Origin of the sequence: Lactococcus garvieae subsp. garvieae (assembly GCF_029024465.1) — a bacterium.
Classification (GTDB): Bacteria; Bacillota; Bacilli; order Lactobacillales; family Streptococcaceae; genus Lactococcus; species Lactococcus garvieae.
This window is the reverse complement of the sequence record NZ_CP118950.1, coordinates 936,923-951,589: the sequence shown is the minus strand read 5'-3', so window position 1 is coordinate 951,589 and position 14,667 is coordinate 936,923. Positions and strand designations below refer to the sequence as shown.

The 14,667-nt window shown below is 40.0% G+C and carries 17 protein-coding genes; all 17 read right to left on the bottom strand.

Annotated features, from left to right (window positions below; genetic code table 11):
• Nucleotides 1-121: 121 nt before the first annotated feature.
• The 17 genes from PYW30_RS04720 to abc-f all read right to left on the bottom strand — a co-directional run bounded on the left by PYW30_RS04720 (nucleotide 122) and on the right by abc-f (nucleotide 14,643).
• A complete protein-coding gene (locus PYW30_RS04720) occupies nucleotides 122-757 on the bottom strand; it encodes a TIGR01906 family membrane protein (protein ID WP_014024707.1) in 636 nt (211 codons plus the stop codon).
• Nucleotide 758: 1 nt separating this feature from the next.
• On the bottom strand, nucleotides 759-1,538 hold the full coding sequence (locus tag PYW30_RS04715) for a TIGR01457 family HAD-type hydrolase (protein ID WP_004257538.1): 780 nt from the start codon (nucleotides 1,536-1,538) through the stop codon (nucleotides 759-761).
• The gene (locus PYW30_RS04710) at nucleotides 1,535-2,296 is read right to left on the bottom strand and encodes an acyl-[acyl-carrier-protein] thioesterase (protein WP_004257540.1); all 762 of its coding nucleotides are present in this window, start codon (nucleotides 2,294-2,296) and stop codon (nucleotides 1,535-1,537) included. The genes PYW30_RS04715 and PYW30_RS04710 overlap by 4 nt, the downstream gene beginning before the upstream one ends.
• 115 nt (nucleotides 2,297-2,411) lie before the next feature.
• On the bottom strand, nucleotides 2,412-2,852 hold the full coding sequence (locus PYW30_RS04705) for a deoxycytidylate deaminase (RefSeq protein WP_004257543.1): 441 nt from the start codon (nucleotides 2,850-2,852) through the stop codon (nucleotides 2,412-2,414).
• 1 nt (nucleotide 2,853) lies between these two features.
• The gene (locus PYW30_RS04700) at nucleotides 2,854-3,189 is read right to left on the bottom strand and encodes an arsenic metallochaperone ArsD family protein (protein ID WP_014024705.1); all 336 of its coding nucleotides are present in this window, start codon (nucleotides 3,187-3,189) and stop codon (nucleotides 2,854-2,856) included.
• Nucleotides 3,190-3,308: 119 nt separating this feature from the next.
• Nucleotides 3,309-4,952, bottom strand: coding sequence for an FAD-dependent oxidoreductase (locus tag PYW30_RS04695; RefSeq protein WP_042217862.1), 1,644 nt, complete (start codon nucleotides 4,950-4,952; stop codon nucleotides 3,309-3,311).
• Nucleotides 4,953-4,961: 9 nt separating this feature from the next.
• Entirely contained in the window at nucleotides 4,962-5,246 is a 285-nt protein-coding gene (locus tag PYW30_RS04690; protein WP_042217864.1) for a rhodanese-like domain-containing protein, read from the bottom strand.
• A 170-nt stretch (nucleotides 5,247-5,416) separates the two neighbouring features.
• The gene (locus tag PYW30_RS04685) at nucleotides 5,417-5,554 is read right to left on the bottom strand and encodes a hypothetical protein (RefSeq protein ID WP_014024702.1); all 138 of its coding nucleotides are present in this window, start codon (nucleotides 5,552-5,554) and stop codon (nucleotides 5,417-5,419) included.
• Between the two features lie 2 nt (nucleotides 5,555-5,556).
• A complete protein-coding gene (locus tag PYW30_RS04680; RefSeq protein WP_014024701.1) occupies nucleotides 5,557-5,763 on the bottom strand; it encodes a hypothetical protein in 207 nt (68 codons plus the stop codon).
• An 18-nt stretch (nucleotides 5,764-5,781) separates the two neighbouring features.
• Nucleotides 5,782-7,263, bottom strand: coding sequence for a PTS sugar transporter subunit IIC (locus tag PYW30_RS04675; protein ID WP_004257558.1), 1,482 nt, complete (start codon nucleotides 7,261-7,263; stop codon nucleotides 5,782-5,784).
• A gap of 46 nt (nucleotides 7,264-7,309) precedes the next feature.
• Nucleotides 7,310-8,407 carry a DUF871 domain-containing protein gene (locus PYW30_RS04670; protein WP_014024700.1) on the bottom strand — a complete coding sequence of 366 codons (1,098 nt, stop codon included), beginning with the start codon at nucleotides 8,405-8,407 and terminating at the stop codon, nucleotides 7,310-7,312.
• 39 nt (nucleotides 8,408-8,446) lie between these two features.
• Nucleotides 8,447-8,770: a PTS sugar transporter subunit IIB gene (locus PYW30_RS04665; protein WP_042217867.1), complete on the bottom strand. Its 324-nt coding sequence runs from the start codon at nucleotides 8,768-8,770 to the stop codon at nucleotides 8,447-8,449.
• Between the two features lie 290 nt (nucleotides 8,771-9,060).
• Nucleotides 9,061-10,068 carry a GNAT family N-acetyltransferase gene (locus PYW30_RS04660; protein WP_042217869.1) on the bottom strand — a complete coding sequence of 336 codons (1,008 nt, stop codon included), beginning with the start codon at nucleotides 10,066-10,068 and terminating at the stop codon, nucleotides 9,061-9,063.
• Nucleotides 10,069-10,072: 4 nt separating this feature from the next.
• The gene (locus tag PYW30_RS04655; RefSeq protein WP_004257568.1) at nucleotides 10,073-10,498 is read right to left on the bottom strand and encodes a DUF3284 domain-containing protein; all 426 of its coding nucleotides are present in this window, start codon (nucleotides 10,496-10,498) and stop codon (nucleotides 10,073-10,075) included.
• An 83-nt stretch (nucleotides 10,499-10,581) separates the two neighbouring features.
• The gene (locus PYW30_RS04650; RefSeq protein WP_042217871.1) at nucleotides 10,582-11,847 is read right to left on the bottom strand and encodes a dihydroorotase; all 1,266 of its coding nucleotides are present in this window, start codon (nucleotides 11,845-11,847) and stop codon (nucleotides 10,582-10,584) included.
• A 38-nt stretch (nucleotides 11,848-11,885) separates the two neighbouring features.
• Nucleotides 11,886-12,515 carry an orotate phosphoribosyltransferase gene (pyrE, locus tag PYW30_RS04645; protein ID WP_004257577.1) on the bottom strand — a complete coding sequence of 210 codons (630 nt, stop codon included), beginning with the start codon at nucleotides 12,513-12,515 and terminating at the stop codon, nucleotides 11,886-11,888.
• Between the two features lie 223 nt (nucleotides 12,516-12,738).
• On the bottom strand, nucleotides 12,739-14,643 hold the full coding sequence (gene abc-f, locus PYW30_RS04640; protein WP_042217873.1) for a ribosomal protection-like ABC-F family protein: 1,905 nt from the start codon (nucleotides 14,641-14,643) through the stop codon (nucleotides 12,739-12,741).
• Between the last annotated feature and the right edge of the window lie 24 nt (nucleotides 14,644-14,667).

The window sequence follows — 14,667 nt, the reverse complement described above, 5'->3', positions numbered from 1 at the left end:
CTATGGACAACCTCGCTAGTTTGGCGATAAAAATCTCTGCAAACCAAACCTTCCTTATTTATTTTAACCCATATTGATAAAAACAAAAGAAAAAAAACTGATTTTATATCAGTTTTACATCTTATTGTTCGGTTTTTCCGAAAATTTTCTTTTGCAGTCTTTTATTTCCTGACCAGTAAAGGAGGAAAAAGATGAATTCAAAAAGGACGACAAATAGAATAAAAGTGAACATAAAATAATTCTCTGTCAAGACATTAATAATCGGATCTGTATCGGGATTAAAAAGCCAGGTATCGTCTCGGAAAAATATTTCATGGAAATAGATAAAAAAGTTATCAAATCCAATCAAGGCAGCAACCAAGCCGATAAACAAAGGAGTCCCCATCACAAACCGCAAGCCATTGTGATAGAGGATGGCTAAGTGTTCCTTCAAAAATAAGAGGAGTGCGGGGCTCAAGATAAATGTGAGTCCTAAGGCAAGCATAAAGAGCTTCTTCACATCTTTAAAATGCTGCAAAGCACCGGGAGATGAAGGAAAGTCAGGCAGCTGTAACACAGCTTCAAATGGATTAACCAGATAAGCCATCAGAACATTAAAGTTATGCCTTAACGTTTCTGCTGAAAGTCCTGATATCTGGGTCAAATTTTCCAAATGTATATCTATATAAAAGAGCGGGACAGCCAAAAGTAAGGTTAAACTTACTGCTGCAGCAATCCCCCATAAAATAAGACTCGTAAAAATCAGGCGATCGCGCATCTCAAACTTCCCAATGTTCTAAACTTGAAACAACATGTGTTGGTGGTATTGGAAGTCCAGGAACTTCTTCAGCTTTAGTAAAACCTGTTGTGACAAGCAAACTATCAATACCATTATCAATTCCTGTACGAATATCTGTTAAATAGTTATCACCCACCATTAATAGATCTTCTTTAGGAATACCCATTTTTTCCACTGCTTTTTCTGCAATAATCGCCTCAGGTTTTCCAATAAAGGTAGGTTTAACACGTGTGGCTGCTTCAATCATTTTAACCAAAGAGCCCGCCCCTGGCAAAAGGCCACGTTCGCTTGGAAGGTTTAAATCAGGATTTGTGCCGATGAATTTTGCACCTTTATGAATAGCAAGAGTCGCCAAAGCAAGCATTTCGTACGTAAGGTCAGAATCCAAAGCAACGACAACATAAGCTGGATTTTCTCGGTCCTTTTTATAGCCTGCTTCGTAGATTGCTTCTTTTAAGCCATCTTCACCAATAATATAAACGGTCTTCTCCAAGCCCAAATCATCCATATAATCGACGGTAGCTGCACTTGCTGTATAGATGGTTTCTAAAGGTGTATCAATATTAAACTGTGTAGCCAAACGTTTTTGGACCACACGCGGTGTTTTTGTCGTATTATTTGTTAAAAACAGATAAGGGACCTTCGCTTCTTGCAAACGATGAACAAAGTCTTCCCCTGCAGGAATACGATGATTGCCCATATAAATCGTGCCGTCTAAATCAATCAGATACCCTTTATACTTTTTGTAAGCTTTTCTCATTTTTGTTCATTCTCCTCGCTTATTTTTGACCACTCAATTTCAATATTAGCATTATCTACGCCATCTTTCCTAATGATATGGCAAGTGGTATCTCCTTGGAATTCAAAAACAGGATGAATAAATTCATGATTGCCATAAAGGAGTTCGTGATTATAGCGAATATATATTTTTTTCGGTTCATATGTCATACGGAAATCGTAGTCCAACTGATCAACAGCCCAGTCGAAATATTTGGCATTGTTCACATGTCCATTCATATCGAGATCAGAGAAACGAATCGGAAAGGCCAGGTTACATTGTGCGTGCTCGGACAAGGTAAGATACTTGTGAGGACGAACAATTTTGCTGACTTTTGGTGCCTCATAGGGCGCCACAATTTCATCAATGACACGTTCTACCTTACGTGTATCTTTGTTCATCAAAACCCAAGTCGAGCTTATTTTTACTAAGATTTCGCCAGCTGTATTTTTGAAAATAAAGTCACGATAACAAAAGAATTTATTGTAAGACGTGGCTTCTGTTTCGATTGTAATCTGATCATTAAAATCGGGTAAGCGATGAATCTGAACTTCATGCTCGATAACAGCCCAAAATAGATTGAAGTTATCACAAATCCATGTGTCGCTACGGTCTAACGTATAAGACTGCTCTCCCGAAATTTGAAGTGCTACGGCAAGAATATCTGATATTTTCATCTTGCCTCGTGTGTCGCTCTCATAAAAAGCGACTTTATGTGTTTGACTGTATTTTATTCCCATTCATTTATTTTAGCAAAAACAGACATAAAAAGCTCAAGTAAGAATAAATTTTACAGATAAACTTAGGGAAGCGTTTTTTGCGTTAAAATAAAAAACCAGTAAGTTTTCTGGCTTTTTATATTTTTTCCACTTGAATACCCAAAGTTTCAATCAGTTCTTCCTCATAAGGGTTTTTAGCATGGTATTCATTGATATATTTGATATGTTTTACGCCTGATGCCAAGACAAGTTTCAGGCAAGCAATGCAAGGGAACAACGTAGTGTAAAGAATTGCGCCTTCAGGTGAAACGCCATGCTTTGCTGCTTGTGCAATTGCATTTTGTTCCGCGTGAACAGTCGCAATGCAATGTCCGTCTTTATCTTCCAAACATCCTACATCTGTACAATGCGGCATAAGAGCTACGGAGCCATTATATCCTGTCGAAAGGATTTGCCCATCCGCAGTCACGAGGAGAGCCCCAACTTGAGCGTGCGTACAAGTAGAGCGCTTAGCCACAACTTCGACAATTTCTTTAAAATATTCTTCCTTACTTGGCCGTTGAAAATTTTCGATCATTTTATCCCTTTCTGCAGTTACAATTGTCACACTGACATTCTCGTGTTCGAATATCTTGAAAACTTAGACCCGTAATTTCCGTCAAATCTTCCATATCAGGGTAAGCGCCAAGCGTCATGATTTCACCGTCTACCAACATCAAGGGTAAGGGCGCCTCCATTTTTTGCATTGCTTGGTTGACAATAGGATGTTGCGCAAAGACATCCGCATGTTCAACTAAATTATAGCGTACGGTTTGTAACTCGGCCTCTTCCGTTTCTTTACTAAAAGCCTCAAAAACCTGAGCAAGGGCTGCACTCGCTGCTTCTGGTTTTTCTTCATATAGTTCAAGTCTCATGACTTCCCCAAATCTAACAAATATTTTTTAATATTATACCATAAGCAGCCTACAAATTCATTTAAAATTTCAGCTAGAAAAAAGGACTATCCTAAAATAATCCTTTCGTTCAGTTTTAATTAAATGCCCTTCACCTTACTGTACAAGCCATAAGCTCCATCAAGATTTTCTACTTTAAAGCCTTCTTGTTTCAAGATACGTTCAGCTGTATAAGAGCGAAGCCCTGACTGACAGCTGACAATGTATGCCTTATTTTTATCTAACTTGTCCAGGTTTTGGCGTAAATCGTTTAATGGAATATTTAACGCATCTTTAAAACCGCCACGCGCTACTTCATTTTCTTGGCGCACATCTAAGAGTACTTTCCCTTGTGCGAGTTCTGCTTCAAGCTGATGCCATTGAATGTTGTCTGACAAGCCCATGGCGATATTCATAGCCGCATAACCAATCATGTTCACGGGATCCTTAGCGGAGCCAAACGGAGGAGCATAGCTCAACTCAAGTTCTGGTAAATCATAAACCGTCATCCCAGCTTTGATTGCTGTTGCCAGAACATCAATACGCTTATCTACACCTTTTTGCCCAACTGCTGACGCTCCATAGATCTGACCACTTTCTGGATTGAAGATCAGTTTGAGAAGAATAGAGCTTGCACCAGGATAATATCCTGCATGATCATTGGCTGTGATATGTACAGCCTTATAGGTTAAGTTCGAATCTTGCGCTTGCTTTTCTGAAAGTCCAGTAGAGGCAGCTGTCAAACTGAAAGTGCGAACGATAGCTGTTCCGATGCTCCCTTTATTTGTAACAGGTAAGCCTGCTAGGATATCCGCAACTTGACGTCCTTGCCGATTGGCTGGGCTTGCTAAGGAGATAAGCGCATCATTGCCCGTAATCTGATTTTTAACAAGAATAGCATCTCCTACAGCATAAATATCAGGCAGTGAGGTTTGATAATGCTCATCGACAAGAATTGCACCCCTCATCCCAAGCTTAATCCCCGCATCAGCAGCAAGTTTTGACTCCACTTGAATCCCCACAGAAAGGATAACCACATCCGTACTGAGACTTTCACCATTTTCCAAGATAACCGTTTTTCCTTGGTCTTGGAACTCCACAACAGACACGCCCGTGAGTACTTTCAGGCCGTTATGTGCCAACTCTTCTTCTATATGAATGGCCATTTCTTGATCTAGAGTGGGTAAAACATGATCGGCTTTTTCGACGACTGTCACCTCTAAACCTAGTTTTCGTAAATTTTCAGCCATCTCTAAACCGATAAAACCCGCACCAATAATCAAAGCTTGCTTGCGGTGCTCCATTTCCATATAGTTTGTGATTTTATCTAAATCTGGAATGTTACGTAAGCTGAAGACATTATCCGCTTCCGCTAGACCTTTTATTGGCGGAATAAAAGGACTTGCACCAGGAGACAAAATCAAGGCATCATAATCTTCCGTGTAGCTTGTCCCATTGGATACTACTGTGACCTCTTTTTTATCCGGCTCAATAGAAACCACTTCAGAATCAGGACGAACATCTAGATTAAAGCGCTCCGCCAAACTTTCTGGTGTTTGTAGGATAAGCTTATTTCTTGATTCGATTTCTCCTGAGAGGTAGTAAGGGAGTCCACAGTTCGCAAAGGAAACATACGGTCCTTTATCAAAAACAATAATTTCCGCATCTTCTTTTAAACGACGTAATCGAGTGGCTGCACTCATTCCTCCGGCAACTCCTCCAACGATAAGATATTTTTTCATCATTTTTCCCTCTTATTTTTCTAATTCTTCATCCCATGCAAGAGTACCACCTGTGACATTCGTAACTTCTACTCCTTGCACTTGGAGAAATTGACATGCACGCATAGATCGCATACCGCTTTGACAAATAATGTAGCTTTCTCCTTCTATTTCTGAGTATCTTTGGTCTAAAACACTCAGGGGTATATTTATTGCTGTTGGCACATGTCCTTCAAGATATTCATCTTCTTCTCGCACATCAATCAGTGCGACCTGACCGAGTTTCTCTTTTAATTGCTTCATTTGGATTGAACGCATACTTCTCTCTCCTCAAATTTTTGATATACCTATTATATACCCTTAGGGGTATTTAGTCAAAGGATGAGATTTACCCCAAACCGTAAAGCTTATGTTCACTTCTTTCATCTTATAACGCTTCTGCTTTAAAGTCAAACATAATAAAAGACCTGCCGTAGCAAGTCTTTTCATCATTCTTCTTTTTTCTTCTTTTGTCGTGCAAGTATAAGCATGACCACAGATAGAATAAAGAGTGTGCCTCCGAAACTCCAATTTTGATAAGCTAGAAGTAAAAGTGACAAACTGAGTAATGCATATATCCAAGCCATATTTAAACCTCCTCGACGTTAAAGAATAATGCTGAACCAAATGAACTTTGTTTAATTAAGCGTTTTGCAGTTTGAGCATCCGAGGCTAAGTTGCTATTCGGACCTTGAAAATAGAGTTTCAATCCCTTTTTTTCCTTATAAGTAAATCCATTTTCTTCTAGAAGTTGAATTACTTTTTCTTGCATCATAGCTACATTAACAATAATCATCGGGTTCCTTTCTGTTTTTTATAATTCAGGTTCTTCCATCTTGTTTGCTGCAATAACGAATGGTGTCCAAATAGCAAAGGTTACAAGTAAGTTGACGATTGCTAAGATAATCGCACGCCAGTCAAATCCTGTAGCAAGGAAGGCATTCATAATTGGTGGTGTAACCCATGGCACCGCACTAACAACTGGATCCACCCAATGAAGCATTGTTGCAACATAGGCGATAATAACCGCTACCAATGGCGCAATTGCAAATGGGATAAAGAAGATGGCGTTCAGTACGATTGGCATACCGAAGAGTACGGGCTCATTGATGTTGAAGATACCTGGCGCTAAACCAAGACGTCCCACTGTCTTATAATCTTTACGTTTAGAGAAGATAAGGATGGCAAGGATTAAGGTAATTGTACCACCAGATCCACCAAACCAGACGAAGGCATCCCATGAACCACGAACCCAAAGACTGACATAGTCACCGTTAATAGCATGTGCTTTATCAATCGCGCCACGCGCTACTAAGTCACGAATACCGTCTGAGTGAACTTGGAAGTAAAGGGCTTGGTTATTAAGACCAAGTGGAAGCCAGATACCGTCAAGAGCAGGTGCCAAGACGTTTGGTCCGTGAAGTCCGAAGAACCAGAAGATTGAAACAAAGAGTGTGACAATAAGAACTGAGAAAATATTTTGTGAGAGAATTTGGAAAGGTTCTGCAATATAATGTGTAATCAAATTAATAACAGAATCATGTGTCAATTTATCAATAACATAATAAATCAAGCTCACAGCGTAGATTGCAGCAATCGTTGGAATAATCGCAAGGAAGGCTTTTGCTACTGCTGGTGGGACTGATTCAGGCATCTTGATGGTAATATCCGCTAACATAAGTTTAGCATAAATAATTACAGCGAGGGCACCCATAATGATAATCGTAAAGTAAGCACCAGCGTCCATATGTGCGGCAGCAAAGAGTGGCTTCCATGCTGCAAGACCTTGACCAGTCAATACACCATTGATTTTATCTGTTGCGGCTACACCGGCATCGCTGACACCCAAAGCATCCAAGAATTTAGGCATTTGGTTTGGCAAACCAGCAAAGAGCGTAGCAACTGCTACAACACCACCGGCAAGGTCATTGACACCATAAGCACGCGCCAAATTATAACCCCAAGAGAAAGCAAAGATAAGACCAATAACTGTCAAAGTCCCTTGGTTAACGAGTGTTGAAATATTATTCAAATCACCAATGATTGGTGTATTCGCAAGAGTCCAAACATCTTCTGGCGCGAGTTGGGCAAACTTGGTTGGACCCAAAACCATTTGTTGAATGGACTGTGGGAAAGTTGTGACGATGGCTGATACCATCGCTGCAAGGGCACCTGTCAGTGTTGCTGGCAAGATACCAATGAATGAGTCACGCAAGGCAACCAGGTGCTTTTGCGACCCGATTTTTGCTGCTACTGGGACGAGATATTTCTCCATCCACATCGTAATTCCGTTCATAGAATTCCTCCTAAAATTTTAATTTATTTGCGTATAAGGTTATAAATTATAGCTCATCACTTTCAATAAATTTAAACGAACTCCAAGGCTTAATAAAGTCAAGTAAGAACATTTCGTCTTCCGAGATATGTCCAACAACATTGACACGGCCATCATTTTTCATTTCCTTCAGAGCGATTTGTGTTTCTCCCTTATATTGACCATATCCATCATTGTCAATAATCACATCGCCTGGTTTTATTGTATCTGTATCATGTGGCGGGAAATCCAAGTCTTTGTAGATCACACGCGTCATGGTTGAACGTAGCATGTATTCTGAGCGGTCGCCACGGTAACTGTGCGTAGCCTCAAAGACACATTTTCGTTCATTTTCCGTCATCGTAGCTCTTGGCACAACTTTTAGTTCTGGCATTTGCGCATGGAAGGCTTCTGCCATTGCCTTAAGCTCTGCTTCACTCGCATAGGCATTTGCAATGGTAATATCATCAATACCATCTAAAAGCTTGTAATGCTTCACTTGTGTCTTTAAGCTTAAATCTCGATGCACTTCTAGGGTACACAAGCCATCTTGTGTTGGCCACGGGCCAAAAGTTGCTTCATGAGAATTAACAAACACCATGGTATTTAAGTTATACTTTTTGAATTTCTCGGTGCATTTCACGTAATGATCAAACGCTAGTCCTGTATAACGGTGAGGGTAAAAGTTATGACTGCCAAGTAAGTTTTCAATGTTGGGTGAGTAATCCATGATACTGTCCACGTAACTTGTTCCCTGACTCATATTAATCTCAATCTTAAGATTATAAGGGTTACGGGTCATACGTGCTTCCTCAGCTCCTGTAAATCCAAGGTCTAAACGAATTCCATCAGCACCCATTTCATCAAAGAAACTTAAATCATCATAACTGATGTTAAGCTGTTCAAACAAAGCAGGATTAATGTCTACCATGACTTCCATACCAAGACTATTAGCATAAGCAATCACTTTCGTAAAACCCTCAAGAACAGCTTCCTTATCTCCCTTAATTTCTAAAAGTGAGGTAAAGACACGTGTGTATCCATATTGGTGAGCTAAGTCTAAATAGGCTTTGTCAGCTTCAAAGTTGGAACGTTCCGGATAAATAGAGATACCTAGTTTTCCCATAATACTCCTTTCTTTGTCTAGAAATTCTAGAATTTCTCATTATCCATTCATTAATGCATCAGCGGCTGCTATAACATTTTTTCCGTTCATCATGCCGTAATCTTGCATTTTAATCACATCACAAGGAACACCAACTGCTGCTGCTTTTTTAATGACTTCATTTTTCATGTAAGCCACTTGCGGACCGAGAAGCAATACATCTGGTTTCTCAGAGCCAGACAACATGTTGTCAATTTCAGCTACAGACTTTGCGTAGATCTCATAATTTTTTCCTGCTTCTTGTGCAGCTTGTTGCATTTTTGTCACCAGTAATGATGTTGACATACCCGCTGCACAGGCTAATGCAATAACTTTATCTGCCATTTCAATGTTCTCCTTCTTTTTATCTATACCAATAGTATAGCGGTTTCAGAAAGCGATTTCAAATAAAATTTATCTCAATCATATTCAGCAAAAAAACAAATAATTTTTAATAAAACCCTTATTTTTAGCGCTTTCATTTCCTTCGAACTATTAAAAGCTTTAATTTTGTAGCTGATTTCTGAAACATGTTACAAATTTAGAAACAAAAACGTGCTAATTTTTTAGTTTTAATTAATAAAAACACCAAATCTTATGAAAAATGCTAAGATTCGGTGTTTGAATTGACTTCTTTAAAAATATTCACGAAGAATGGCTTTATTCTCTCGTAGGACACGGGCAGTAAATGCTCCAATGGGCATTTCTTCGGGTTGATCTGTTTCAGGACCAACACAGATATTATTTTGTGGCAAAATATCATCAACAATACGGGCAGAAAATTCAGGCTGGCCGTTCACTTTCAAAAAGGCTGACAGATTAACGATACGCGCTTGCATATAAGGTTGCAACTGTAGCTGTATGCGTGAAGGTTCAGCCAAATCATATTCGAGGAAGACATTTGACGGTGCTGTCCACTTGATGACTTCAAAACTTGCAGCGTGGCTAGAGACAAAACGATAAAGTGCGTCTTGGGCTTCTTGAGTCAGGGTAATACATTCACGGATTACAAAAGCCGTACCAGCAAATTCATAAATTAAGTAACCGAGAACTCTGCCATTTTCTTCATAAGTCGCAAAGAAGGGCTGTGATTTATGCTTAAAATAGTATTCCCAAACCTGCTGTGGGCGGACCAGTGATCCTTGGTTATAGACTTGATCATGGACCTCGGCCATGTCTTCAAAAAGCTCTTCACTTACAGCGCGGCGCTGCACTTGACCCGCTGTTTTTTTACCTTTAGGAAACTCTAGTGCAGGAATTGTATAGGCTTTTTGGTCGAAAGCGTATTGATAACCAAATTGACCGTAAAACTGATAAGAGAAGGGAGCCAGATAACTTAAGGCCGTACCAGCTTCATAGTTGTCTTCTAAAATATCGGTCATGAGTTTACGAATACTGCCGTTTCCTCTAAACTCTGGATAAGAGGCCACATAACCAATCCCTGACATCTTTAGCTTTGCATCCTTCCAGTAGACCCGAAAAGAAGTATCGATAATCATAGAGGATAACTCATTATCTTCCCAGTAGCTGTAAGGTTTTGAAAAACTCAAGAGTTTGTCAAATGCCTCTTCTCGTTCCTTACTTCTGGGCTTATTAAAAGCGTAAGTTGCAAGGTCTAAAAGTTCGTGTTGTTTCTTTTCCATCGCTTCACTTCCCACCACTGTAAGCTTGTTCAATATGATTCAAAATAGCGACCATTTGACGTTTTTTCCAGTAGCCTAAAAGCGTTCCGACAAACATATCATTTAATTTTTGAATCATTCCACTTGAAGTACGGCTTTCCTCAATCGTTATCTCTGTCTGCTTATCATTGACAGGTTGAAAGCTCCAACGTGTATTGAATGTGTTGCGAATAGTTTTCGTGGTAAAAGCATACTTATTGGCTTTCACAACTTCATCAATTGTAATGGTGCCATGTTGGTTTTTGCCAAATGTTTTTGAGTATTCAAAGCCATTAAGAGACTTGAGGTCAGGTCTGCGCCCAGTGTTTTTTTCGATATCATAAAGTGATGAATCCAGAATCTGGTTGTAGACAAACTCGACAGGAGCGTTAATTGTTTTACTGATTTTCATATGAGATTTCTCCTATTGCTTAGAATAAAATTTATTAAACATTAAAATCATTTTAACAATTTATGTAAGCTCTTGCAAGATTTTTATGGGCGGTAAACAATTTCTCCCGCACAAAGTGTATATTTGACTTGCCCCACAAGTTCTTGGTTGATAAATGGTGAGTTACTTGCCTTAGAATCAAAGTTTTCTTCCACTTTATAAGTATGATGCGCATCAAAAATGGTAATGTCAGCCGGCCCACCTTCGGCTAAATAACCTGCATCAAAACCGTAGAGTTTAGCTGGATTAACAGTCATTTTTTCCAAGAGTTGAACCAATTCAAGATGCCCAGGAGTAACCAAATGTGTAAGCCCCAGTTGCAAAGAAGTTTCCAAACCAATCATACCACTCGGTGCCTCAGCCAAAGCAACATTTTTTTCTTCATGGGTATGTGGTGCATGATCGGTTGCAATCACACTGATAGTGTTATCTTTCAATCCTTCCAAAATTTTAGTAATATCTTTGGTTTGACGAAGTGGAGGATTGAGCTTGGCATTGGTACCAATCTCCAGCACTGCTTGTTCTGTTAATGAGAAATGTTGTGGCGTAACTTCAGCACTAATTTTTGCGCCCATCTTTTGCGCAAAACGAACAACATCTACACTTTCTCCAGCCGACAAATGTTGAATATGTAAACGCGCTTGAGTATCCAAAGCCAACATTGCATCACGTGCAATCATACTGTACTCCGCCACCTTTGTCGCTCCTGTTAGACCACATTGGTGTGCCACTTCGCCTTCATTGATTCCAAGCGTATCCACTAAGTTGGGATCTTCCTCGTGAATAGAGAGCAGGCTATCGGTTTTCTTGGCTTTCTTCAAAGCTTCATGCAAGACCCCAGAATCACTCAGTGGAATACCGTCATCTGAAAAGCCAACTGCACCTGCCGCCCGTAAAGCATCAAAATCCGTCAAATGTTGTCCGTCAAAATCTTTGGTAATAGAAGCAATCGACTTAATATGAATCTTCTCTTCATCTGCAAGTCTCAGTGTCTCCGCAAGCACTTCAGGACTCGATAAAATCGGTTGAGTATTGGCCATCATGACAACTGTCGTAAAACCGCCACGGGCTGCAGATAAAGCCCCCGTGTGTATTGTCTCTTTATGCGTTTGACCTGGTTCACGAAAATGCACATGAATATCGATGAGTCCAGGCGCAACAATCATATTGCTGGCATCAATAATTTCCGCATCTTCTTCTTCCAAATTTTTAGCAATACGAATAATCTTCTTATCTTTAACTAACACATCTGCAACTTGATCAAAACCGGACTTAGGATCGATTACACGGCCGTTTTTTATGAGTATCATCTGTTCCCCTTCTTGCACTTTACATAATATTTATTATGTTATTTATTCCATGTTTCTTGATTATCCTTGAATTTTTTAAGCATTTCAAGTTCATCTTCTGTGACATAACCTGTTTCTTGAGCGATTTGGATGAGTTCAGAATAATTTGTTAATGTGTGCAGTGGTACTTGCGCTTCTTCAAATTTTGTTGCTGCTTTTTCGAGCTGGTAAGTAAAAATAGCAATCACACCGAGAACTTCGATGCCTTCGCGCTGTGCAGCAGCAACTGCTTCTAATACTGAGCCTCCCGTTGAGATAAGATCCTCAACCAATACCATTTTTTGCCCTTTAGAGACACGACCTTCGATTTGATTTCCTGCACCATGATCTTTGGGTTTACTACGGATATAGGCAAAAGGCAATTGAAGATAGTCGGCAATAATTGCGCCATGAGGAATACCTGCTGTTGCTGTACCTGCAATGACTTCGACCTCCGGAAATTCTGCCTTGACCACGTCCGCAAAAGCCTGCTCAATACGTGTACGTACTTCTGGATAAGCCAAGGTCACACGGTTGTCTGTATAAATAGGAGATTGGATCCCACTTGCCCATGTAAATGGCGCGCTTGGCGATAAGCTTACAGCTTTTATTTCGAGTAAATCAGCAGCAATTGTTTGTGATAATGACATGTTTTCCTCTTTCTTATCCTTTGAGTTGTTCTCAATAGCACGCTGTTTTATACAAAAAAACACTTGCAGAAAGCTGCAAGTGCGTAAAAAAATATGCCAATAATACTTAGGATGCACCTAAATACTATACAAATAGACAATTATACGGTTTCCTTGCTAGCCTCTCGTGCTAATTTAAAGGTTTCTTGTTATATAGTCTAACAGATTTACTGCAAGTTTGCAATCATAAACTTTCTAAGTTTTCCATTGCTTCCAGTAAATTCAGCTCTGTTTCTTCTTTTTGTTCAGCGAGTTGGTCAAGCGCGGCTTGGAGTTCGCCTAGTTTCACAAAGTCATCCGTTACATCTAGCATGGCTTGGGAAATCTCTTCGCTTTGCTGTTCCAAATCAGCAAGTTTTTCTTCCGCAGCATTGACTTCACGTTCGAGTTTGCGGCGGATTTTCTGCGCTTCCTTCTGTTGGGCGTAGTCCATCTGACCTGAACTTTCTGGCTTTTCTTCCAAAACAACTTCTTGTTTCGCCTCTTCTTCTTGATGTTTTTTCTCTAAATAGTAATCATAATCACCCAGATAAAGTTTACTTCCTTGAGGTGATATTTCAAGAACTTTGGTCGCAACCCGATTGATAAAGTAACGGTCATGACTGACAAAAAGTAAGGTACCGTCAAAGTCAATCAAGCTATTCTCCAAAACTTCACGGCTATCAATATCCAAGTGGTTGGTAGGTTCATCCAAGACAAGAAAATTGTCATGTTGCATGGCCAGTTTCGCCAAAAGAAGACGTGCTTTTTCTCCCCCCGATAACATTGAAACTGTCTTTTTCACATCTTCACCGCTGAAAAGGAAAGCCCCTAAAAGATTACGTATTTCTACTTCTGGTAAGAGACGGTGCTCATTCCAAATCTCATCAAGAACACTATTAGAAGGCGTGAGACGCCCTTGTTCTTGGTCATAGTATCCTAAGTCGACATTCGCACCAAGCTTCACCTGGCCCTTGAGAAGGGGAATTTGACCAATAATCGACTTGATCAATGTTGTTTTCCCGATACCGTTGGGTCCTACAATAGCAATGGCATCATGCTTGCGGGTATCGATATTGATGGGTTCTGCGAGGACTTTATCGTATCCCACTGCCGCATCTTCTACTGTAAGAACGATATTGCCTGACTTTTTAGCTGGAGAAAAGGTCATATGTGCAGCAGCTTCACTTCCAGCTGTAGCTTCGATACGTTCCATCTTTTCCAACTTTTTCTGACGTGACTGTGCACGTTTTGTAGTGGAGGCACGAACCATATTTCGAGCAACAAAGTCTTCTAGTTTTTCAATTTCTTTTTGTTGCTTGTCATAGTTCTTTTGCTCACTGGCGAGCATCTCTGCTTTGAGTTCGATATATTTACTGTAATTTCCTGCAAAGCGTGTCAGCTTGCCGCGTGAAATCTCCAAGGTCTCTGTGACAACCTTATCCAGGAAATAACGGTCGTGACTGACAATCAAAAGACTTCCTGAATAGTTTTTCAGGTAAGTTTCTAACCACGCCAGCGTTTCAATATCCAAATGGTTGGTTGGTTCATCCAAAATCAACAAATCTGGCTTTTCTAAAAGCATTTTTGCCAGAGCCAATCGTGTTTTTTGTCCACCAGATAAGGAAGAAATATCTCGGTCCCACATCTTCTCATCAAAACGAAATCCGTTAAGTACCGACTTTATCTCTGCTTCATAGGTAAAACCATTCGCTTGACGGAATTCTTCAGATAAAGCGTCATAACGGTGCATCAAACTTTCTAAGTCAGTACCCGTAACCTCCGACATCTGTAATTCCATCTGACGCAAGAGTTGCTCTGTTTGACGCAGCTTTTCAAAGACCGTCAACATTTCTTCAAAAATGGTTAATTCTGAAGAAAGTCCTGTATCTTGAGCCAAATAATTTAAATGCAGGTCCTTGACTTTAGAAATCGCGCCGGCTGAAGGTTCTTCAACACCTGCAATAATCTTCAATAAAGTTGATTTCCCCGCACCATTCCTTCCAACTAAAGCCATGCGTGAGTGGTCCTGAAGATTAAAGTTTATATTTTCGAATAAAACATCGCCACCAAAAGTGCGTGCTATCCCATTCCCTTGTAGTAAAATCATTCTTCTATTTTAACATAAAAAAGT